Here is a 21,028-nt window from a genome sequence, read left to right as displayed (position 1 = left end):
ATGGCCAGACAGATCTACGTGAACCTCCCGGTGCGCGACCTGCCGCGGACGCGTGAGTTCTTTTCCGCACTCGGCTTCACCTTCGAACCGAAGTTCAGCAACGACGATGCTGCGTGCATGGTGATCGCGGAGAACATTTTCGCGATGCTGCTCGTCGAACCCTTCTTCCGCGGCTTCACAAGGAAGACCATCTGCGACACCACGCAGAGCACCGAGGTGCTGATCTGCCTGTCGTGCGACAGCCGCAAGCACGTCAAGGACCTGGTCGCGAAGGCCGTTGCCGCGGGCGGCACGATCGCGCGCGAGGAAAAGGACCACGGCTTCATGTACGAACACGCCTTCGAGGACCTCGACGGCCACACCTGGGAGCTCGTCTACATGGAACCGGACGCCGTTCCCGCTTGAAGCGAGCGCTTTTTTGCGCCCCTGCGGCACGGGCGGCGAAGTCGCGCTAGAATTGCGGCCGCCCGCCCAATCGATGCGGTCGTCATCCGGCTCGCGGCCGTGGCGGGCAGCGATCAATGACCCAACCGACGCCTGCCCCCTCTCCCGTGTTGTCGCGCCCCCTGCTGCTGGGCATCGTGCTGTCGCTCGCTCTGCATCTCGCGGTGCTGATCGGCCCGCAGGTCGATCTACGCCCGCTGCCCGAGCTGCAGCGCCTCGACGTGACGCTCGTGCGCACGGCGCCGCAGATCGCGGTGAGCGAGTCGCCCCCGCCCGCGCCGCCGCCGGCGAAGAAGAAGCCGCCGCGTCCGCCGGCGGAGCCGAAGACGGCGCAGGCGAACATCACGGACAAGCCCGTCGAGCAGCCCGAGACCGCGGCGGAACCCGCTGCAGCCGAACCGCCGCCCGCCGCCGAGCCTGAGCCGGCACCCGAGCCGGTTGCCGAGGCCGCCCCCGCAAGCGCGACGGAGGCCGCAGAGTCCGTAACCGAATCGCCCGCCACCGCGGAAACCGCGCACGCAGCCGAAGCCACGGCCGTTGCCGGCAGCGGCGGGCAAGCCTGGCCGCGCGCCGGTCGCATCGCGTACATGGCACTGATGGGCGAGAAGCAGCTCCCCATGGGCAAGGCGACGCACCAGTGGGAAGTCGCCGACGACGGCAGCTACCGCCTCTCCGAGCTCGTGGAGCCGACCACCGTCGCCTCGATCCCGTGGTTCCGCCCCGGACGCAAGCTGCGCGAAAGCACCGGCCGGATCACCGAGAACGGCCTGCGCCCCGAGCGTTTCACCGAACGCGAGGACGGGCGCCCCGGCGAAGTCCTCGCCGAACTCGACCGCTCGGCGGGCGAATTCCGCAGTGCCGGCACCACCGACACCCTGCCCGACAACGCGCAGGACATCCTGTCGCTGCTCTATCAGCTCGGCTACCCCGGCGCCGCCGCCGCCGGCACGCTGCCCGTCACCGCGGGCGGCGCGCTGCGCAGCTTCCAGCTCGAGACGATCGGCGAAGAAACCGTGCACCTGCCCTTCGGCGAGGGCTGGCGCACCCGCCACGTCCGCGCACGCTACGGCAGCGCGCGCGAGATGACCGACGTCTGGCTCGCGACCGACCACTTCGGCCTGCCCGTGCTGATCCGCACGATCGACACGAAAGGCGTCGTCTACTACCTCGTCGCCACCGAGGTGATGGTCAGCCGCGACGCCCTGCCGTCCGCGCCACGCTGATCCCGGCGTCCCGCCCCGACGCGCGCGGACAGCGCCGCGCCGGCTTGCTTTCGCATGATCCTCGCCTACCATCAACGCATGCCGGGCGGGACTCCGCAGCATGCCTGACGGGTGGCCCCCGCACCGGCAAGCCACCCCGACGCGGAGGACATGCCATGCTGTTCATCACCAGCAGAATGCCGACCCACAACACCGAGCCCGAACTCAATCCCGACTTCGTCTTCGACCTCGGCAACAACGCCTCCAGCCGCGCCTTCTTCTGCTGCCGGCGCAAGAAGACGGACAGCTACGAGGAGATCGGCAGCAAGGCCCTGCTCAGCGCGATCAAGGAATCGAAGCACCGCCAGGTGCTGCTCTACATCCACGGCTTCTCGAACTTGCCCGAGACGGTGTTCAAGAACGCCGAGGAATTCCAGGCCCTGTGCAACAAGAAGAAGGCCGGCGAGGTGCTGGTCGTGCCGGTGATCTGGCCCTGCGACAACGACCTCGGCATCGTCAAGGACTACTGGGACGACCAGAAGGCCGCCGATCAGAGCGCGTTCGCGCTCGCGCGCATGTTCCAGAAGTTCATGGAATGGCGCGCCTCGCCCGAGTACAACCCGGAAGACGATCCCTGCCTCAAGCGCATCAACGTCCTCGCCCACTCGATGGGCAACCGCGTGCTGCGCGAGACGCTCGCCAACTGGTGCCGCTACGACCAGCCGCAAGGCCTGCCGCTGCTGTTCCGCGCCACCTTCCTGGTCGCGGCCGACATCGTCAACGAATCGCTGCACCGCGGCAAAGTGGGCGAATTGATCTCCCACGCGTCACGCAACGTCGTGGTCTACTACGCCTCGGACGACCTCGCGCTGCGTGCGAGCAAGGTCTCCAACCTGCGCAACGCCGAAGCCTCGCGCCGCCTCGGCCACACCGGGCCGGAGGACATGGATCTCACGCCGAACAACGTCTACGCGATCGACTGTGACGACGTGAACACGCGTTACGACCCGCCCAAGGGGCACTCCTACTTCCGCTCGGGGGACAAGAAGGGCGAGCCGGGCGTGGTCTTCGACCACATCTTCAACACCATGCTGACCGGCCGCGTATTCCCCAGCGACGAGTTCCGCAAGTCGAGCATCCTGACCCTGCAGCGGACCTAGGGAACCGCCTCCAGCGCCTCCACCAACGCGGGCCGCCGCAGCTCCCAGTCCGCGATCCACTCCGGCAGCTCGTGGGCCGGCATCGCGCGGGCGACGAACCAGCCCTGGGCGAAGTTGCAGCCATGCGCCCGCAGCAGGTCCCACTCCTCGCGGGTCTCGACGCCCTCCGCAACGGTCCGCAGCCCGAGGCTGCGGGCCAGGCGCAGATTCGCGTCGACGATCGCGCGCAACGCATGGTCCTCGCAGGCGCCATGCACGAAGCCGCGATCGATCTTGAGCTCGTTGAAGGGCATGTCGCGCAGCTGGATCAGCGAGGAGTGGCCGGTGCCGAAATCGTCGATCGACAGCAGGACGCGCTTGAGCCGCAGGCGCGTGACGATGTCGAGCGCCACGACGAAATTCTGCATCAGGCGGCTCTCCGTGACCTCCAGCACCAGCCGATCCGGCGGAAGGCCGGACGCGGCGACCTCGTGCATGACCATTTCCGGAAAATCGAGCGCTACGAGGTTGTCCATCGACACGTTCACGGCGACCTGCAGTCCGTAACCCGTCTCGTGCCAGCAGCGCGCGTCGTGCAGGGCCGTGTGCAGCACCGTCTGCGTGAGTTCGTCGATGAGCCCGCACTCCTCCGCGAGCGGAACGAACTCCTCCGGATAGAGCAGCCCCACGTCCGGGTGGTTCCAGCGCACCAGACTCTCGACCCCGACCACGCCCCCCGTCGCAAACGACACGGTCGGCTGGTAGTGGTTCAGCAGCTCGCCTGCCGCGATCGCCCGGCGCAGTTCCTCGGCATAGAAGGTGCGGGCGGGGCGGGGCGAGGCGGACACGCGCAGCGCGCACCGGTCGAGCACCGCGCGCAATTGCGCCGACGTGACCGGCTTGGGCAGGGCGCCGAGCACCCGCAGCTGGTGCGCCTGCGCGAGCCGCTCCGCGGTGTGCAGGATGCGCGGGTCCTCGCCGCTGATCAGCACGAGGCCGCCGCGGTAGCCGAATCCTGCGAGCTCGCGCATGAACTCGATGCCGTCGACGTCCGGCATGCGCAGGTCGACGAAGATCAACCCGATGTCCCCGTCGCCGCCCGCGATGCGGGCGAGTGCGTCGCGGGCCCGCGCATGACAGCGCACTTCGCCCGCCTGCAGGGCGCTCAGCTGGGCTGCGAGAATCTTGCAGAGGATGGGGTCGTCGTCCAGGATCAGGATTTTCATGCGCACTCGCGGGTCCTTCACGCCCCGCTTCCTTTCAGTCGTTCGTCGATCCGCGTCGCGACGGCAGCGGCCGCTGCATCGAACGCGTTGATGTGTCGGGTGATCATTGCCTTGTGACCGGCCCGCGCGGCAATCTCCAGCTCGGCGCACAGCTCGCCGAGCTGCTGCGCACCGACCGCACGCGACGAGGATTTCAGCTTGTGCGCGACCGCCGCGATGGTGCACGTGTCGTCGTGCGCCGCCGCCGTCCGCAACTCGGCGGAAAGATCGCGCAGCGCGGCCCGGTAGTCGCCCAGGAAATCGTCTACGACCGCGGGGCGGTTTCCGACCAGCGCCTCCAGCACGGCGACGTCGAAGATCGCTGCGGGCGCCTCGGTCGCCGCAACGGGAACCTCGTCCTGCGGCAGCCAGAGGCCCAGGGCCTCCTTCAGCAACTGCAGCTGGACCGGCTTGGTCAGGTACTCGTCCATGCCCGCATCGCGTGCGCGCGGCGCCTCGCCGCGCAGCGCGTTCGCGGTCAGCGCGAGAATGGGCATGCGCCCCCGCCCGTCCTCCTCCGCACGGATCGTCTGCGTCAGCACGTAGCCGTCCATGTTGGGCATGTGCAGGTCGGTCAGCAGCAGGGCATAACTGCCCTCGCGCCACATCTGCAGCGCCTGCACCCCGTCACCCGCGACCTCCGCCGCGTAGCCGAGCAGCGCAAGCTGCTGCAGGATGACCTTCTGGTTCACCGGGTCGTCCTCGGCGATCAGGATCAGCCTGCCGCGCGCGCGCGCGTCCGCGATCGTCGGCGGCACGGTCCTGGTCGCCTCGGACCGCGCGCCCCGCTCGGGCGGGGCCTCGGGCGACGCGCGCCCGGCGGCGACCGCGACCGCGCGCAGGAGCGTCCTGCGGCGCAACGCGTCGCCGTCGATGCTGACGGTGTCGGAGTCGAGCATGCGCACGCGGCGGCGGCGGCCGTGGGAGATACGCAGCCGGCGCAGTCCGGCTGGCCGCGCCCCGCCCGATTCCGACGACGCGCCGGCGTCCGCGGTGCACTCGACGAGTACGACGACGCCGTCGAGCCCCGTCGCCATGCGCCCGGCTGCATCCGCATCCGGAGCGACCTGCACGCGCGCGCCCGCATGCTCGAGATAGCTGCGCACGTCGGCGGCCTCCGGGCCGTGATCGTCGCGGCACACCAGGATGCAGTCGATGCCTTCCAGGCTGAGCAGCTCGCGCGGCTCTGCCGTCGCGGCGGCATCGAAGGGCAGCGTCACCGCGAACACCGAACCGCCCCCCGGCGTGCTCTCGACCGCGATCTCGCCCCCCAGCAGCTCCACCAGCCGCTTCGTGATCGCCAACCCCAGGCCGGTGCCGCCGAAGCGCCGCGTCGTCGACGCCTCGGCCTGCGTGAAGTGCTGGAACAGGTGCGCCAGCCGTTCGCGCGCAATGCCGATGCCGTTGTCCGACACCTCGAAGCACAGCCGCAGCGGCGCCGCCTGCGCGACGTGCGCCCGCACGCTCACATGGCCGCGCACTTCGGGACGTCCGGCGGAAAACTTGATGCCGTTGCCGACGAGGTTGTACAGGACCTGGCGCAGGCGCGTCTCGTCCGCCAGCACGTGCCCGGGAATGTCGGGCGCGACGAACACCGACAGGTCCACACCCTGGCGCGCGGCCACGGGCGCGAGCGAACTGCACAGGCTTTCGATGATGTCTTCGATGACGACCGGCGCAAGAGCGATCTCCATCCGGCCCGCCTCGATTTTGGAGAAATCGAGCACGTCGTCGAGGATGCCCAGCAGGCTGGTCGACGATTCGCGCACGGTCTTGACGAGATCGGCCTGCTGCTCGGTCAGTTCGGTGCGCGACAGCACGTCGACAAGGCCGATGACGCCGTTCATCGGCGTGCGGATCTCGTGGCTCATCGCCGCGAGGAAGGCGGACTTCGCGCGGCTCGCCTGCTCCGCATCCGAGCTCGCCTGCTGAAGTTCGGCATTCAGCTCGCGCAGGCGTTGCGCCGTCTGGTGCTGCGCGGTCATGTCGCGCGCCGACGCGAACACCAGCCCGTCCGGATGGCGCCGCGCCCGCCACTCGAGCCAGCGCCACGAGCCGTCCTTGCAGCGGTGACGGCACTCGAAACCGATCGTGTCGTCCGCGCCGATCGAGCGGAACTCCGCGCGCACGCGATCGACATCGTCCGGATGCACCAGCGCGAACAGCGGCTGCGCCAGGAGCTCCTCCGCACTCCAGCCCAGCGTGTGCGTGAACGCGGGGCTCACGCGCAGGAAGCAGCCATCGGTCGTGCCGATCGCGAGCAAGTCGAGGGCGAGCGTGAAGAAACGGTCGAGCAGATCCTCCGCCTGACGCCGCGCCGCGAGTTCGCGCTGCAGGTCGGACGTGCGCACCCCCACCTCGCGCTGCACCGCGGCCGCATGGCCGGCGGTGCTCAGCGCGACGAAGGCAACGAGGAACGCAGCCAGCACCGCGATGCCATTGAACACCTTCAGCTCGATCGACTGGTTGACGGGCGAGGCGCCGCCCAGCGGCGCCAGCTCGAGGCGCAGCGTACGTCCGCCGAAATCGACGTCGCGTGCCCACTGCCACGTGGTGCCGATCGGCATCTGTTCGAACAGCACCTTGCGCAACGCGCCGGGGGTCACGTCGGAAATGCGCAAGGCGAGCGCTCGCACACGCGCGGCATCGGCCAGCGGCGCGAACAGGCGCGCAATGTCGAAGGTGCCCACCACATAGCCGCGAATCTCGCGCCGACCGGGCAGATCCGCGTCGCTGCCCGTGCGAAAGACCGGCAGGAACGCGAGGAAGGCCGGCTTCGCCGTGCGCACCAGCACCACCTGCGCAGCGACATGCACGCCACCGCTGCTTCTGCTGTGCCCCATCTCGATGCGGCGCACCGGTTCGAACGCGTGATCGAGACCGAGGACCGCTGCATTCGGGTCCTGCGGCTCGCTGAACAGTACCGGGAAATATTCGGCGCGCTCGGCCGCCGGATGCAGCCGGCCGGTGTCGTCGGGTTCCACGATGCGGTAGCCGGGGAGGCCTTCCGCCGCAACGCTCGCCTCGAACTGGGCGCGCGCCTCCTGCGGCACGAGCGGCGCCCAATCGACGGCGAGCGTCGCAGGCTGGGTCGTTATCCACGACGTGTACCGGGCAAACTCGGCGCGCGTCACGTCCTCGCTCGCGGAGATGAAACGCTCGATCCCGCGCAGCGGCGCAAGCGCCCCCGCCACGGGAAGGAAACCGATTTCGTACGCCTCATCCATCCGCTGAGCGGTTGCCGCCTGCATCCGGCTGTGGCCCAGACTGACGATGCCGTGGTTGGCCATCACCAGCAGGATCGCCGTCACGAACAGGGGGAGAACGATACGCAGCCCAGCCGCACCCCGCGCCCACATCGGACGGTCGCGCAGCATGAAGATCAGCAGAGGCGGCGCAAACAGCAGCACGCCGAGCGTATCGCCCGCCCACCACGCCAGCCATTCGCCGAGGGCCACATCGACCGGCATCTGGCCGAACCCCACGCGCGACCACACGCCGATGGTCGACGAGACGACGCAGGCGAACGGACCGATCAGGAACAGGAAGCGGGCCAGATCGCGCGAGCGCGCGAGGTGCGGCAGATCCGGCAGCAGGCGGCGCACCAGCCACGCCCCGCCCACCGCCTGCAGCGCGGCTCCCGTCGCTCCGCTCGCCGCGGACATCGCGCCGACCATCGAGAGGTCCTGCATCAGGTCGATGAGGAAGGCGCCCAGCCACACTCCGGGCCAGCAGCGCACGCCGCACATCAGCATGGCCGCGAGCGCCACCCCGGCGGCCGGCCACACCGGCGAGGAGAAGGTGTGCGACGGCACGAGCAGGGTCGCCAGCAGGCCGAACGCGAAATACAGCGCCGCCAACACCCCGATCTTCATCGACAGCGACTGCGGCACCAGCGCCGCGACGAGGCCACCCGCCTCGTCCGGACCCTCCTGCGGCTCGGGGGCCGGCGCAACCGTCACTTCATCGGGAACCGTCATCGCGAAGCTTCTCCACCAGCCCTGCAGCGTGCCGCACGCGCCGTCCCCGCACCGCTGCAGTTCGACATACCCAGCCCCATGCCGCAGTCCAAAGCCTGCATTCGCTGCATCCGCGCGCGCGGCGCGATGTCCCTGCTCTGTCGAAAATCATACAAGCTTGCCGCCGCAATGTTTCGTGACTATCTCACGCCCTTTTTCCGAACACGGCCGCTGCGCGCAGGCCCCGCGGAAACCGCGCGCCGCCGCAACTCCGGACGGCGCTCAGCAGCTCGATACCGGCCGGGCCGCGCGCGGGCGCTGCCGGTCGAACGGCCAGAAATGGCGAAAGGGACGTGACGTGCCCAGCAGCCATGCTTCCGCCGCATCGAGCACGCCCTGCACCTGGACCGCAGAAAACGGCTTGAGCAGGTATCCGTCGGCCCTCGCGCACAGCGCGGCATCGATGTGCGAAAGCGCGTTGCGCCCCGATATCATGATCACCAGCGGGCGCATGCCGTCCGGCCCGGCCTTCAGCTCGGCGCACAGGTCCAGCCCGTCACGCGGCCCGGGCAGGGCGACATCGAGGAAGATCACCTGCGGTCGGAACGTGTCGATCACGGCTCGCGCTCCCTTCACGTCGCCGGCAACGCGGATCTGCGCAGGATGCTCGCGCAGCATCGCGCCCATGAGCTTGCACATGAGCGGGTCGTCGTCGACGACGAGGATCCGCCTTACTCCCTCCCCCTGTGCCTGCGCCGTTTCCGCTTCGTTCACGACCACCCCTTTCTCCCCGCTGCCACCCCGCCCCCGATCGAAGACGCCGCGGATCACCATTCCACATTGGCGCGAGGTATAGTTTACCTTACAAAGGTAAACATATATAGCGCGACGAGGCTGCACTCGCCGGAAAGCTCGCGTACCATCTTCCCAACATACCCACTCGGCGCGCGTGGACGATGAATGCCCAACACTATGTACTGATCATCGAGGACGACCCCTTCCACCGGGCGCTGTACACAAGCAAGCTCAAGGAGTTGGGCAGCGACATCCGCGTCCTGTCGTCGGAGAACGGCTATGCGGCACTGGTGGCGCTGTCCGAGCGCACCCCGGACCTGATCATCCTCGACCTGCGCATGCCCAAGTTCGACGGCGTCGCCTTTCTCGACGTCGTGAAATCCAAGCCCGAGTACGACGCGCTGCCCGTCCTCGTGATCAGCTCGGCACCGGGCGACTTCGCACGCGTCCGCAGCGCGTACAAGAACGTCTTCATGTTCGCCAAGCCCGTCCGTGCCGAGCTCTTCGAGCGCGCCGTGCGCTGGGGCCTGCGCCTGGGCGAGCCACCCAGGGCGCCGAGCACGACGGTCGAATCGCAGCACTCGCTCGTCGACTTCGAGCACATGAAGCTCTACATCGGTCCCGACCGGACGATCCAGCAGGCCGTCGCAGACGAGTTCTACAAGCTTGCAGCGGACCGCATCTCGAGCCTCGACAGGCTCGCGCACAATGGCGACCTGCGCGGGGTGCTGGACTTCTGCCACGCGATGGAAGGCGGCGCCGAAGCGATCGGCGCGCATGAGGTGCTGGGAACCATCGAGTCCCTGCGGGCGGCCGCACGCGCAGGCGACGACGAGGCGGTGCGGGGTCACGCACGGGATTTCGCCGAGGTGCTGCGGCGCTTCTGCGTCGACCTGGCGCGCGAGTTCTCCCTCGACGCCCATTGACGTGTCCTACCCGCGCGGACATGGACATTGACGCCCGCCCCCCCGAACGGTAACATTCCCTGAATCATACGCTCAGCAGGTAATCATTCCGCTTCACCTGCTGAACGAGGCTCGCCCCGGCGGCATACCCGCTCCCGGCCGGCGGGCCAAACAGACGTGCGCCCTTCCCAGGATGGCGGATCCTGCCGGGGCGGCGACGGAGAAAGCCGCATGGAACACGACGCGAAGCCACTGGAGCGCGCGGCGCAGGTGCCCGCGCCCGCGACGGTCCCCGCGCCCCTCACGCCGGCGCGCGGCGCGATCGGCAAACACGAACGCCACGACATGCGCCGCCGCAACCTGATCATGCTCACCGCGGCGCGCGGCGCGAAGATCGCGCTGACCCATGCAGCAAACCTCACCAGCAGCCGCGTCAGCCTGATGACGTCGGGCCGCAAGCCGGTGTCCGATCCGTTCGCGCAGGCGATCGAGCAGGCGCTCGGCCTGCCGCCGGGCTGGCTCGACGTGCCGCAGACGCGCGATGCGGTGCCGCATTGCGTGTGGGACGTGCTCGGCGCCCCGTCCGGCGCGGACATCGAGGCGAGTCCGACCGCCGACCGGCAACGAACGCTTCCCGGTGCGGGCCCGACCCGCAATGCGGACGCCGCCGCCATCACCGCGCTGCTTTCGCAGGCTACCGCGACACCGACGGCCCTGTTCGACAAACCGCATGCAACCGTCGGCCCGATCGCCGAGGCGCTCGCGCGGACCATCCTCAACCTGTCGCGCAGCGACAAACTGTCCGAGCGCAAGGCCTTCCAGCTGCTGGGCGCCCTCCTCAACGACGACGCCTGAGCGCCCCCGCCAACAAACGCCCCTCACCGATGCTGCTCAAACCCCTGCGCTCCCTGTTCGGCGCGCTCGCGCTCGCCGCCTGCCTGTCACCCGCGGCAGCCGAACCACCTCCCGTCCTGATCGGACTCGACGCCGAATTCGGACACAAGACCAGCACTTCCGCGCAGGCCATCCAGCAGGGCATCGAGATTGCGATCGACGAGATCAACGCCGCGGGCGGAGTGCTCGGCGGCCGTAAGCTCGCCCTCGTCACGCGCGACAACCGCTCGATCCCGGCGATCGGCGTGGACAACCTGCGCGAGCTGGCGGCAATGCCGGACGTCGTCGGCGTATTCGGCGGCAAGTTCAGCCCGGTCATCCTCGAATGGCTGCCGGTGGCCCAGGAGCTGGGCGTGCTGATCCTCGATCCGTGGGGCTCCGCCGATCCGATCACCGATCGCAAGTATCACCCGAGCTACAGTTTCCGCCTGTCGCTGAAAGATGCCTGGGCCGCGCCGGTGATGCTGAAATTCGCGCGCCAGCAACGCGGCGCGAGCCGCGTCGGCATCCTGCTACCCAACACCGGCTGGGGCCGCAGCAACCGCAACGCGCTCACGACGGCGTCGGGCGCGGCCGGCGTGAGCATCGTCGGCGAGCGCTGGTACAACTGGGGCGACCAGTCGCTGCTCGAGCAATACCGCGAACTGCGCGCAGCCGGGGCACAAGCGGTGGTCCTCGTCGCCAACGAGACCGAGGGCTCGCTGCTCGTGCGCGAGGTGGCGGCCCTGCCGCAGGGCGAGCGCCTGCCCATCATCAGCCACTGGGGCGTCACCGGCGGCGCCTTCGCCGAGATGGCCGGCAGCGCGCTCGACCAGGTCGATTTCGCGGTCGTGCAGACCTTCAGCTTCATCGGCCTCGATACCCCCATCGCGAAGCGCGTGCTTGCGGCGCTGAAGACACGCTACGGCGTCCCCGGCCCCGAGCAGGTGCGCGCGCCGGTGGGCGTCGCACACGCCTATGACCTGACCCATCTGCTCGCGCGCGCGATCGCGCGGGCCGGCTCGGCCGATCGTGCCAAGGTGCGCGACGCGCTGGAACAGCTACCCGCCTACAGGGGCCTCGTCCGCAACTACGAACGTCCGTTCACGCCCGATCGCCACGACGCGCTATCGCCGGAGCAGGTGTTCATGGCGCGCTACACGGCGCAGGACGTGCTCGTCCCGCTCGCACCGGCCTCCCCCGCGCGACCGGAAAGACACTGAGCCGCTGGTGGCGACACAGTCGGCGGGACTCGCCGCCCGCATCCGCAAGAGCGCATTCCTGCTGGCAATGTCGGTGCTCGTGCTGACCGGCATCGGCACGCTGTCGCTCCAGACCTACAACATCGGCCGCTCGATCCGGCAGTCCCAGACGACCACGCTGCAGGTGCTCGCCGGCAATTTCAACGCCAGCCTCGCCAGCATCACCGAAACGGCCGAGGACCTCAGCCGCAGCCCGCTGATCTGGACCGCCCTGACCGACACGACCGGACGCGAAGCCTACCTGCGCCCCTTTCTGCGGCAGTACAACAGCGGAAAGTTTTCCCGGCTCGCCCTCCTCGACTACCGCGGGCGTTTCATCGCCGGCTCGGCGGAGCTCATCGCCGAATTCCGGCCCGTCGCCGACGAGCTCGCAACGCGCGTGCTCGCGGCGAGCGGGGCCGAGCGCCGCCCGATCGCCGTCGACCAGGGCAACGCGATGCTGGTCGCCTACCCGGTCATCTTTCCCTACACCGAAGACGTGATCGGCGTGCTGTTCGGCCGCATCGACCTGTCGGCGCTGCTGGACGAGGCCAGCGGCACCCTCGACGAGCGCTTCAATCTCCTCCTCAAGCGCGCCGACGCCCCGGTGATCGCGAGCCGTGACACCGCCTCGCACCGCCCGGGCACCCAGCCGGTGACGCAGATGGTGCAGCCTGCGCGTCATCCCGATCTCTATCGCATCACGCTCGAGCTGTACCGCAACGACAATCCGTGGTTCAAGCCGCTGCGGGACATCGTCCTGCTGCTGATCGCGCTCGCGATACCGCTGATGTGGCTCGTCTGGGGCTTCTCGAACCGGCTCGCGAACCGCCTCACGGTGCGCCTCGACCGGCTCGCCGGCGCCGTCTCGACGCCCCTCGCCGACGGCGCGCCCGTGATCCCGGCCGACGACAGCCCCGACGAGATTGGTGCCCTGTCGCGTGCGCTGCGCGAAGCCCTCGACTCCCATCGCCGGCTCAGCGACAACCTCGAACGCGAAGTCGCCCTGCGCACCCAGGAACTGCAGGCAAGCCGCGATGCGCTGGCCGAGGCGCAGGCAGTCGGGCACATCGGCAGCTGGGCATACGACCTGCGCACGGACACGCTGGACTGGTCGGAAGAGACCTGCCGGATCTTCGGCCTTCCCCGCGACACGGCACCGCTCGCGAAGGACTTCTTCGGCGCGCTGCACGCCGACGATCGTCCCGGCGTCGAAGCGGCCTGGCGCGCCGCGCTCGACAAAGCGGACGACTTCCGCACGGAAAGCCGCATCATCGCGGCGGGCGAACTGCGCTGGGTGAACATCGAGGCGAGAGTCCGGCGCGATGCCGCGGGCAAGGCCATCGACGTCATCGGCATCGTGCAGGACATCACCGCGCTCAAGCACGCCAACACGCGCCTCGAGCAGGCACTGCACGCCGCGCAGGCCGCCAACCGCGCAAAGAGCCGCTTCCTCGCGACGATGAGCCACGAGATCCGCACGCCGATGAACGCGATCATCGGCATGACCCGGCTCACCCTCCAGACGCGGCTCGACGCACAACAGCGCGACTACCTCGACAAGATCAGCGGTGCCGCGGATGGTCTGCTGCAGGTCATCAACGACGTGCTCGACTTCTCCAAGATCGAGGCCGGCAGCATGGAGATCGGCGCCGCGCCGTTCAGCCTGCGCGAACTCTTCGCGAAAGTGGTCAACCAGCTCGATTTCCGTGCGCACGAAAACGGACTGGAACTGCACGTGAAGCTCGATGAACAGGGCCCGATGGACTACGTCGGCGACGCCCTGCGCATCGGACAGGTCCTGCTCAACCTCGCGAACAACGCAGTCAAGTTCACGCGTCACGGCGAAGTCAGCCTGGAACTGCGGCGTCTGAGCAGCGATCCCGGGGGCGACGTGCTGGAGTTCGTCGTGCGCGACACCGGCATCGGCATGACCCCGGCCCAGGTCGCGCGCCTGTTCCGGCCCTTCTCGCAGGTCGACGACGCGATCACCCGCCCATTCGGCGGCACCGGGCTGGGGCTGGCGATTTCGAAGCAGCTGGTCGAACTGATGCACGGTACGATCGGCGTCGAGAGCACCCCCGACACCGGCAGCTGCTTCCACTTCGCGCTGCGCCTGCGCCCGGCGGCCGAGGGCGCAGGGCAGGCGGCGCCCGCCTGCTGCACGGCCGGCGGCCCGATCAGCCTGCGCGGGCGCCGCGTCCTGCTCGTCGAAGACAATCCGCTCAACCAGCAGGTCGCCGGCGAATTCCTGCGCCGCCTCGGCATGACGACCGACATCGCGAACAACGGCGAAGAGGCGGTTTCGCGCGCGCTCGAACGCACCTACGATCTCGTGCTGATGGACCTGCACATGCCGGTTATGGACGGCTACGAAGCGACGCGACGGATCCGCCGCCACTTCGACCACGACGCGCTGCCCATCCTGGCCATGACGGCCGACGCCTTCAGCGATGCGCGCGAGCGCTGCCTGGAGGCGGGCATGAACGACCACGTCGCGAAGCCGATCGATTTCCGCACCCTGCCTGACGTGCTGGCGCGCTGGCTGGCCATCGCCGATGCCGCGGCCGATCATGTGCGGCCTGCGCCGCCCTTCGACCCATCGACTCCCGGCTCGCCGACGCCGGCCGCCCCATCCACCCCGGCCGTGCCGATCGCCCCTCCCGGCCTGGTGTCCGAGACGGACGTGGACGAAGCCCTGGCCCGCATCGGCGGGGATACCGGTCTCTACCGGGAGCTGGCCGCCATGTTCCTGGAGCAGTACCGCGACGGCTGCACGCGCCTGCAGCAGCTCGCGGCCGAAGGCGACCTCGACCAGCTGCGCTTCGAGGCGCATACGCTGAAGGGGGTGGCGGGCAATCTTGGACTGAATGCCCTGCAGGCGCATGCACTGCTGACGGAAGGGATGATCCGTGCAGGCGAAACGGATGGGATTCCGGAACAGGTACGGGCGCTCACGGACGCCCTCGACGACACGCTGCGGCAGCTGTCGGAGCGCCTCGCGGCCGATGCGCGCTGGCCGGCGGGTCAGCTCCGAATGACTTGATTCGCGGCGCCCTCCCCGGCGGCGGGCATGTCCTGCAGGACAGCGGGCGGCGTGACGTCACGGAAGGCGGTCACGACCCGGGCGATGCGTCCGTCCCGGCCTGACACCGGCAGCGCGTCCATGCGCAGCAGATGCAATTCGCCGCCAAGAAGGCAGCCGACAACGCCCCCCCTGACCGCACTGCCCAGGCACAGCGCCTTTACCGCCGGCAGTTCCGACAGGGCCAGGTGACCGCCGTCCGCATCGAGCAAGGCCCAGGTGTTGTCCAGCCCGAGACCGGCAAGGCCGTGAAATCCGAGGAGGCTGCGCGCCGTGTCGTTGGCGTATTCGATCTCACCATCGAGCGTATGCGACAGGATCCCCACCTCCAGCCCGGAGAGGAAATCGCCGTAACGCACGAGAGCGTCGATCGTGTATGGAAGGTCGGCTAGGTGCATGGGTAGTGATTCCTTGACGTCCCCGAGGCGGACGAATCCTGGCACGTTCGGACACTGTGTCAATTGCAGCCCATTCCAATCATGGCGCAAATGCGGAGACAGGTCACGTCGGCAAACGTTACATAAAGTTATCCAATCATTACCATATTTGCAACATGGACTATTACCTTCCGGCAAATTCTTTATGCAAGAGCCGGATTGCAGCTTTCCCTCAGCCTCATCATAAAAATTAATGATCACAGGAGCCGGGTCGCCACGAACCTCCTTTTCCCGAGGCACCTCTGACACTGCGCGGCGCCGGAACGTTTACCTGTGGTATCTTTACGAAAAATACGGTGACGACGATGTACTCACCCGCGCAACAGATATTCAACAGCCTGAGCGACGGCCTGATCGTGTTCGCGCGCAGCGGCCAGGTGCGTTTCGCCAACCGGGCGGCGGTCGAAGCGGTGGGCGTACACGCGGGTAATGACTCGCTGCCCGCTCCGATCCGTGCGGAGGTCGAGCGTGCCGTCGAAGGCCCGCTGCCTGCCGACCTCGACGTCGACGCGCTGCAACCGGGCTCCGGCGCAGTGGCGAGCGCGCCGCCGCTGGTGCGCGCGACGCTGCTGCCGAGCATGGGCGCCGACGAATACGTGATCCTGCTGCGGCGCCGTGACGAACAGACGGTGCTCGACCGCGCGCTGGGGACCCTCAGGGTGTTGCTGCAGGGCGAGCCTGCCTCGGCACTGGGCGAACTCGGCGCCGCGCTCGATCGCGTCGCCGCGGAGCTTGCGCGGACCGACCCGGATGCGGATCGGCTCGACCGCGACCGGCGCCAGGCGCTCGCGCGCGCCGCCGAACTGCGGGAACGCATCGAGCGCGCCGGAGCCGTGCTCGAACTGAGCCTCGCCGGCCCGCTCGCGGCACAGGATCGGGTCGATCTCGCACGCGTGGCACAGCGGGCGATGCAGCATATCGGCAAGCGCACCGGCGCGGCGCGCTGCCGCATCGCGTTGAGCGCGGCGCCGGGCGAACTGACCCCCGTGTATGGCAGCGAGAAGTGGCTCGAGCGCGGCCTCATCGAGCTTTTCGGCCACGCGATCGAATCCTGTCCGCACGCGACCGACATCGCGGTGAGCCTGCGTCAGCGCGGCGGAGTGATCGTGCTCGCGCTGCGCCCCAACCAGGCGGGCAGCCCGTTCTCGCGCCCGCGCGCCTACCGCCCGGCGCGCCTTGGCGCCTCGACGCTGCTCGACCCGGACGAAGACCGCGAACTGGGCCTGGAGATCGTGCGGCGCGTGATCGAGGCGCACGGCGGGACGATCGCGATGCAGCAGGACCTCTCCGGCCTGATCGGCATCTCGGTCGAGGTCCCGACCGGCGGCCCGCGCACGCAGGACGACAGCGCGCTGAAGGCCCAGCTCGAACGCTATGCCCGGGATCTCGTGCAGCTCGTGCGCGCGGGCGCGATGGGAAAACGCGATGAACAAGATCATCCTCGTCGTTGAAGACCAGCCCGACCTGCGCAAGCTCGTCAGCCTGACGCTGGACTACGGCGGGCACGAGGTCCACGAGGCCGACAACGGCGCCCAGGGCCTGCGCATGATCGAGGCGCTGCGCCCCGACCTCGTGCTGCTCGACGTGATGATGCCGGGCGAACTGGACGGCTATCAGGTGTGCGAGCGCGTGCGCGCGCAACCCGGGATCGCGGCGACGCCCATCGTATTCCTCACCTCGCGCAGCCAGCTGCAGGACCTCGAACTCGGCAAGCTCGCGGGCGCCAATGCCTACCTGACCAAGCCCTTCAGCCCGCTGCAACTGATCGAGACGGTCGAATCCATCCTCGCCGCGCCCCCCTGACGCCGCGGCAGCGCGCGCCTCAGTCGCGCGGCAGCAGGCGTCCGATCAGCGCCCGCATCTTCACCCAGTGCGACCCTTCCCAGAACACCCGCCGGCACACGTCGCAGGTGCTGAAGCGCGTGTGGCGCTCGCGCACGCCCTCCGGCAGCAGGTGTTCGATGCTGGCCTTGTCGACGGCATGCAGCGGGGCGTTGCACGCCAGGCACAGCGTGAAGGGCCGCGCGCTGCGGGCGAGATCCAGGCGCGCGAGGATCTCGGCGAACTGCAGTTCCGGCTTCAGCGCGTGCACGTAGCAGCCGTGCGTGATCGTGCGGCGCTTGAGCAGCTCGCGGTCGCGCGTCAGCACGATGCGCCCGTCGTGGGCGGCGATCGCCTCGATGTCCTCGTCGGCGAAGTTGTTGTCGTAGAGCGTGTCGAAACCCGTCATGCGCAGCAGGCGCGCAAGGCCGCCGAGGTGGGCGTCGGCGACGAAGCGCGTCGTGCGCAGCGGATGCTCGCGCACGCGCAGCAGCGGCGTGACGTCGAAGGTCTCGAAACGCGGATACACCGACACGCGGTCGCCGTCACGGAGCTGCCGGTCGAAGCCCACCGACTCGCCATTGACCAGCACCAGCTCGACCTCGGTGTGCGGCACCCCGAGCGCCTCGATCATGTGCTTGACCGTCGCGGCGCGCGCGCACGGCACCGTGATGTCGCGATAGCGGCGCGCCGGGGCGAGGAAATCGTTGAGTTCCTCGTAGAAGCGGAAACTCGCCGACACCATCGCCGCCCTCCCGATCAGGGCGCCGGACGCGCCCGGAAGCCGAAACGCGCCGGCACTGCCGCGCGCGCGACGGCCTGCAGCGGCAGATCCCGCCACCTCACCTGCGACGCCCCTCCCGAACCGCCCGCCATCACCGCGAGCAGCGCCTCGTCGTCGGCCACGCTGCCGTCGGTGCAGCGGCATTGCGCGAGGAAAGCCGCGAGGTCGCGGTCGTCGAGCAGACCGGCGCCGAGGTCCGTGTCCAGCAGCACGCTGCCGTCCTCGTCGAGGTACGCCGCCGCGACGGCCGCGACCCCGGCTCCGGTGTGCGTCGTGAGCCTGCCGTCGGGATGCAGGTGCAGCACCCAGGGGGCGTATTCGAGCGCCACATACACCCGCTGCGGTCCGTTATGCACGAGCCAGTTGCCCGCTTCGTCGCGGCCGTAGGCGGCGTTCAGAAAACCCGCCAGCCCCGCATGCACGACCGCCTCGCCCCGCAGCCGCCAGATGCCGCGACGGTCGAGCGACAGCCAGTCGTAGCAGGCGGGAACGTCGGGCCAGCGGGCGAGCGCGGCGGGATCGGGGCTGGTGGTCATTACGGCGGAACTCCGGCGGAAGTCTCAGGATAGCGCGCCGCGGCCGCGGGCAGAACCCGCCGGCGCATGCGCGCGACGCCGGAGTCTGGGACAATCCGGCGCGTGCCCGAATGCAGGAGCCCGCCATGCCGGAAGTGCTCGTCGTCCTCACCAACTGCCCCGACGCCGCCAGCGCCGAGGCGCTCGCCGCCCTGCTGGTCGAACGCCACCTGGCGGCGTGCGTGAACATCCTCGCCCCCTGCCGCTCGGTCTATCGCTGGCAGGACCGGATCGAGACCGCGGCCGAAGTCCCGCTCCTGATCAAGACCACGCCCGTGCGCTACGCGGAACTCGAGGCGGCGATCCGCGACAACCATCCCTACGAACTTCCCGAAATCGTCGCGGTCCCTGTCATGCGGGGCCTGTCCGGTTACCTCGACTGGGTCGCCGCCGAGACCGCACCACTACCCGACGACGCAGACGCAGCCCCGAGCGCTTCCTGAACAGGTGCACGACACATGTCTTGATCCATGTCGAAGGCCAGCCGCCGCATACGCCTTACAATCGCGCCCTACAATCGCGCCACCGCGCAACGCCGACCGCCCCCATGCACCGCCTCCTGTCCCTGATCGCCCTCCTCGCCAGCCTGTTCGCGCTGTCAGTCCCCGCCCACGCCGCCGCCGGTTCGCCGATGCGTCCCGAAGAAGCCTTCGTGCTCTCCGCGCAGGCGCTCGACCCGCAGACGGTCGAAGTCACCGTGAAGATCGCGGGCGACTACTACCTCTACGCCGACAAATTCCGCTTCCGCGCCGATCCCGACTCCGTCACCTTCGGCACGCCGCAGCGCCCGCCGGGCAAGGTCAAGAAGGATGACTTCTTCGGCGAGGTCGAAACCTATCGCAAGGAAGTGAAGGTCCTGCTGCCCGTCAACGCGCCGGCAGGCACGACCAAATTCCGCCTGCTCGGCAGCGTGCAGGGCTGCTGGGACGGCGGCATCTGCTACCCGCCCAACGAACAGACCGCCGACATCGACCTGCTCGCCAAGCCGGTCAAGACCGGCGGCAACTTCCTCGACGGCCTGCTCGGGCGCGACGACAAGCCCGTGCAGACGGCCGCGGCAGCCGCCGGCAGCGGCGTGTCGGGCGACGAGAGCGGACGCATCGCCGGCCTGCTGCGCGACGCCAGCGGCCCGCTGGTGCTGCTGAGCTTCTTCGGCTTCGGCCTGCTGCTCGCCTTTACCCCCTGCATGTTCCCGATGATCCCCATCCTGTCGGGCATCATCGTCGGCCACGGCCACGAGATCTCGCGCGGGCGCGCCTTCGTGCTGTCGCTGGTGTACGTGCTGGGCATGGCCGTCACCTACGCCGCGGCCGGCGTCGCCGCGGGCCTGTCCGGCACGATGCTGGCCGCCGCGCTGCAGAACGCCTGGGTGCTGGGCACCTTCGCGCTGGTGTTCGTGCTGCTGTCGCTGTCGATGTTCGGCTTCTACGAGCTGCAGCTGCCGTCGGCGCTGCAGAGCCGCCTCTCCTCCACCGCCAGCCACCAGCAGGGCGGCAGCCTCGGCGGGGTCGTCGTGATGGGCGTGCTCTCGGCGCTGATCGTCGGCCCCTGCGTCGCCGCCCCGCTCGCCGGCGCGCTGCTCTACATCGCGCAGACCGGCAACGCCGTGCTCGGCGGCGCAGCACTGTTCGCGATGGCGCTCGGCATGGGCGCCCCGCTGCTCATCGTCGGCGTTGCCGCCCGCTCGGTGCTGCCCAGGGCCGGCGCGTGGATGGAAGGGGTCAAGAAGGCCTTCGGCGTGATGCTGCTGGCCGTCGCCGTGTGGCTGCTCACCCCGGTCGTACCGCCGCTGCTGCCCATGCTCGCGTGGGCCGCGCTGCTGGTGTTCTCCGGCATCTTCCTGCACGCGCTCGACCCGCTGCCGCCGCACGCGAAAGGCTGGCAGCGCTTCTGGAAGGGCGTCGGCGTCGTGCTGCTGATCGGCGGCTCGGCGATGCTGATCGGCGCCCTCGCCGGCTCGCGCGACCCGCTGCAGCCGCTCGCGGTGCTGCGCGCGCAGGCCTCGACCGCCAACGCGGCCGAGCTGCCGCGCTTCGAGAAGGTCGCCTCGCTCGCCGAGCTCGACGCGCGCCTCGCCTCGGCCGACCGCCCGGTGATGCTCGACTTCTATGCCGACTGGTGCGTGTCGTGCAAGGAGATGGAGCGCTTCACCTTCACCGACCCGAACGTCGCCGCACGCATGGGCCGCATGCTGCTGCTGAAGGCCGACGTCACCGCCAACAACGACGACGACAAGGCGCTGCTCAAGCGCTTCAACCTGTTCGGACCGCCGGGCACGATCTTCTTCGACCGTGCCGGCAAGGAACGTGACGGCCTGCGCGTCGTCGGCTTCATGCCGGCGGCGGACTTCGGCGAAGTCCTCGACCGCGCGCTGCGCTGATCGGCATCCGCATGCGTAGGGCGGAAAAGCGCAGCGCCTTCCGCCGCATGGCAGCGTTGATCGACGGCCATGCGGCGGCGCAGTTGGCAAACTCGGCCTTCGGCTCATCCGCCCTACGGAAAT

17 protein-coding genes are annotated in these 21,028 nt (G+C 69.2%); 11 read left to right on the top strand and 6 right to left on the bottom strand.

Annotation, left to right across the window (positions count from 1 at the left end):
- From BW991_RS20205 to BW991_RS20195, 3 genes are all read left to right on the top strand, one after another.
- Positions 1-405: a VOC family protein gene (locus tag BW991_RS20205; RefSeq protein WP_076603920.1), complete on the top strand. Its 405-nt coding sequence runs from the start codon at positions 1-3 to the stop codon at positions 403-405.
- Between the two features lie 116 nt (positions 406-521).
- Positions 522-1,667: a DUF3108 domain-containing protein gene (locus BW991_RS20200; RefSeq protein ID WP_076603919.1), complete on the top strand. Its 1,146-nt coding sequence runs from the start codon at positions 522-524 to the stop codon at positions 1,665-1,667.
- A gap of 155 nt (positions 1,668-1,822) precedes the next feature.
- The gene (locus tag BW991_RS20195) at positions 1,823-2,806 is read left to right on the top strand and encodes an alpha/beta hydrolase (RefSeq protein ID WP_076603918.1); all 984 of its coding nucleotides are present in this window, start codon (positions 1,823-1,825) and stop codon (positions 2,804-2,806) included.
- Here the strand turns inward: BW991_RS20195 and BW991_RS20190 are convergent.
- The 3 genes from BW991_RS20190 to BW991_RS20180 form a co-directional block, all read right to left on the bottom strand.
- Positions 2,803-4,011 carry an EAL domain-containing response regulator gene (locus BW991_RS20190; protein WP_076603971.1) on the bottom strand — a complete coding sequence of 403 codons (1,209 nt, stop codon included), beginning with the start codon at positions 4,009-4,011 and terminating at the stop codon, positions 2,803-2,805. The two genes, BW991_RS20195 and BW991_RS20190, sit on opposite strands and share 4 nt — an antisense overlap.
- Positions 4,012-4,028: 17 nt before the next feature.
- Complete coding sequence (locus tag BW991_RS20185; protein ID WP_076603917.1) at positions 4,029-8,030, bottom strand: CHASE domain-containing protein; 4,002 nt, start codon at positions 8,028-8,030, stop codon at positions 4,029-4,031.
- A gap of 261 nt (positions 8,031-8,291) precedes the next feature.
- Positions 8,292-8,843 (bottom strand): response regulator, encoded by a 552-nt coding sequence (locus BW991_RS20180; RefSeq protein WP_084205170.1) that lies wholly within the window; start codon positions 8,841-8,843, stop codon positions 8,292-8,294.
- 122 nt (positions 8,844-8,965) lie between these two features.
- Here BW991_RS20180 and BW991_RS20175 point away from each other — a divergent pair, with 122 nt between their 5' ends.
- The 4 genes from BW991_RS20175 (at position 8,966) to BW991_RS20160 (ending at position 14,869) form a co-directional block, all read left to right on the top strand.
- Positions 8,966-9,730 (top strand): response regulator, encoded by a 765-nt coding sequence (locus tag BW991_RS20175; RefSeq protein ID WP_076603915.1) that lies wholly within the window; start codon positions 8,966-8,968, stop codon positions 9,728-9,730.
- Between the two features lie 210 nt (positions 9,731-9,940).
- Complete coding sequence (locus tag BW991_RS20170; RefSeq protein ID WP_076603914.1) at positions 9,941-10,564, top strand: hypothetical protein; 624 nt, start codon at positions 9,941-9,943, stop codon at positions 10,562-10,564.
- 29 nt (positions 10,565-10,593) lie between these two features.
- On the top strand, positions 10,594-11,805 hold the full coding sequence (locus BW991_RS20165; protein ID WP_076603913.1) for an ABC transporter substrate-binding protein: 1,212 nt from the start codon (positions 10,594-10,596) through the stop codon (positions 11,803-11,805).
- Positions 11,806-11,812: 7 nt separating this feature from the next.
- Positions 11,813-14,869, top strand: coding sequence for a hybrid sensor histidine kinase/response regulator (locus BW991_RS20160; RefSeq protein ID WP_076603912.1), 3,057 nt, complete (start codon positions 11,813-11,815; stop codon positions 14,867-14,869).
- Here BW991_RS20160 and BW991_RS20155 read toward each other — a convergent pair.
- Entirely contained in the window at positions 14,851-15,306 is a 456-nt protein-coding gene (locus tag BW991_RS20155) for a PAS domain-containing protein (RefSeq protein ID WP_076603911.1), read from the bottom strand. The two genes, BW991_RS20160 and BW991_RS20155, sit on opposite strands and share 19 nt — an antisense overlap.
- Before the next feature lie 335 nt (positions 15,307-15,641).
- Here BW991_RS20155 and BW991_RS20150 point away from each other — a divergent pair, with 335 nt between their 5' ends.
- Together BW991_RS20150 and BW991_RS20145 are read left to right on the top strand one after the other, a co-directional pair.
- Entirely contained in the window at positions 15,642-16,796 is a 1,155-nt protein-coding gene (locus BW991_RS20150; protein ID WP_076603910.1) for a PAS domain-containing protein, read from the top strand.
- Positions 16,771-17,148, top strand: a complete 378-nt coding sequence (locus BW991_RS20145) for a response regulator transcription factor (RefSeq protein WP_076603909.1) — start codon at positions 16,771-16,773, stop codon at positions 17,146-17,148. The genes BW991_RS20150 and BW991_RS20145 overlap by 26 nt, the downstream gene beginning before the upstream one ends.
- A gap of 19 nt (positions 17,149-17,167) precedes the next feature.
- Here BW991_RS20145 and BW991_RS20140 read toward each other — a convergent pair whose 3' ends face one another.
- Complete coding sequence (locus tag BW991_RS20140) at positions 17,168-17,911, bottom strand: Mut7-C RNAse domain-containing protein (RefSeq protein WP_076603908.1); 744 nt, start codon at positions 17,909-17,911, stop codon at positions 17,168-17,170.
- Between the two features lie 14 nt (positions 17,912-17,925).
- Entirely contained in the window at positions 17,926-18,486 is a 561-nt protein-coding gene (locus BW991_RS20135) for a DUF2946 family protein (RefSeq protein ID WP_076603907.1), read from the bottom strand.
- A gap of 125 nt (positions 18,487-18,611) precedes the next feature.
- On the opposite strand from BW991_RS20135, the gene cutA reads away from it, so the two are divergent.
- A complete protein-coding gene (gene cutA / locus BW991_RS20130) occupies positions 18,612-18,968 on the top strand; it encodes a divalent-cation tolerance protein CutA (RefSeq protein ID WP_084205174.1) in 357 nt (118 codons plus the stop codon).
- A gap of 104 nt (positions 18,969-19,072) precedes the next feature.
- The gene (gene dsbD, locus BW991_RS20125; RefSeq protein WP_076603905.1) at positions 19,073-20,905 is read left to right on the top strand and encodes a protein-disulfide reductase DsbD; all 1,833 of its coding nucleotides are present in this window, start codon (positions 19,073-19,075) and stop codon (positions 20,903-20,905) included.
- The last annotated feature ends 123 nt before the right edge of the window (positions 20,906-21,028 follow it).

The organism is Aromatoleum tolulyticum, assembly GCF_900156155.1.
In the GTDB taxonomy this organism is placed as follows: Bacteria; Pseudomonadota; Gammaproteobacteria; order Burkholderiales; family Rhodocyclaceae; genus Aromatoleum; species Aromatoleum tolulyticum.
Note: the sequence above shows the minus strand (reverse complement) of the source record. Positions and strands in the feature narration are given on the sequence as shown.

What these genes read in the sequence shown, in the direction of transcription:
- BW991_RS20205 (WP_076603920.1), top strand. Translation starts at nt 1, where the DNA reads ATGGCCAGACAGATCTACGTGAACCTCCCGGTGCGCGACCTGCCGCGG.
- BW991_RS20200 (WP_076603919.1), top strand. Translation starts at nt 522, where the DNA reads ATGACCCAACCGACGCCTGCCCCCTCTCCCGTGTTGTCGCGCCCCCTG.
- BW991_RS20195 (WP_076603918.1), top strand. Translation starts at nt 1,823, where the DNA reads ATGCTGTTCATCACCAGCAGAATGCCGACCCACAACACCGAGCCCGAA.
- BW991_RS20190 (WP_076603971.1), bottom strand. Translation starts at nt 4,011, where the DNA reads ATGAAAATCCTGATCCTGGACGACGACCCCATCCTCTGCAAGATTCTC.
- BW991_RS20185 (WP_076603917.1), bottom strand. Translation starts at nt 8,030, where the DNA reads ATGACGGTTCCCGATGAAGTGACGGTTGCGCCGGCCCCCGAGCCGCAG.
- BW991_RS20180 (WP_084205170.1), bottom strand. Translation starts at nt 8,843, where the DNA reads ATGGTGATCCGCGGCGTCTTCGATCGGGGGCGGGGTGGCAGCGGGGAG.
- BW991_RS20175 (WP_076603915.1), top strand. Translation starts at nt 8,966, where the DNA reads ATGAATGCCCAACACTATGTACTGATCATCGAGGACGACCCCTTCCAC.
- BW991_RS20170 (WP_076603914.1), top strand. Translation starts at nt 9,941, where the DNA reads ATGGAACACGACGCGAAGCCACTGGAGCGCGCGGCGCAGGTGCCCGCG.
- BW991_RS20165 (WP_076603913.1), top strand. Translation starts at nt 10,594, where the DNA reads ATGCTGCTCAAACCCCTGCGCTCCCTGTTCGGCGCGCTCGCGCTCGCC.
- BW991_RS20155 (WP_076603911.1), bottom strand. Translation starts at nt 15,306, where the DNA reads ATGCACCTAGCCGACCTTCCATACACGATCGACGCTCTCGTGCGTTAC.
- BW991_RS20145 (WP_076603909.1), top strand. Translation starts at nt 16,771, where the DNA reads ATGAACAAGATCATCCTCGTCGTTGAAGACCAGCCCGACCTGCGCAAG.
- BW991_RS20140 (WP_076603908.1), bottom strand. Translation starts at nt 17,911, where the DNA reads ATGGTGTCGGCGAGTTTCCGCTTCTACGAGGAACTCAACGATTTCCTC.
- BW991_RS20135 (WP_076603907.1), bottom strand. Translation starts at nt 18,486, where the DNA reads ATGACCACCAGCCCCGATCCCGCCGCGCTCGCCCGCTGGCCCGACGTT.
- cutA (WP_084205174.1), top strand. Translation starts at nt 18,612, where the DNA reads ATGCCGGAAGTGCTCGTCGTCCTCACCAACTGCCCCGACGCCGCCAGC.
- dsbD (WP_076603905.1), top strand. Translation starts at nt 19,073, where the DNA reads ATGCACCGCCTCCTGTCCCTGATCGCCCTCCTCGCCAGCCTGTTCGCG.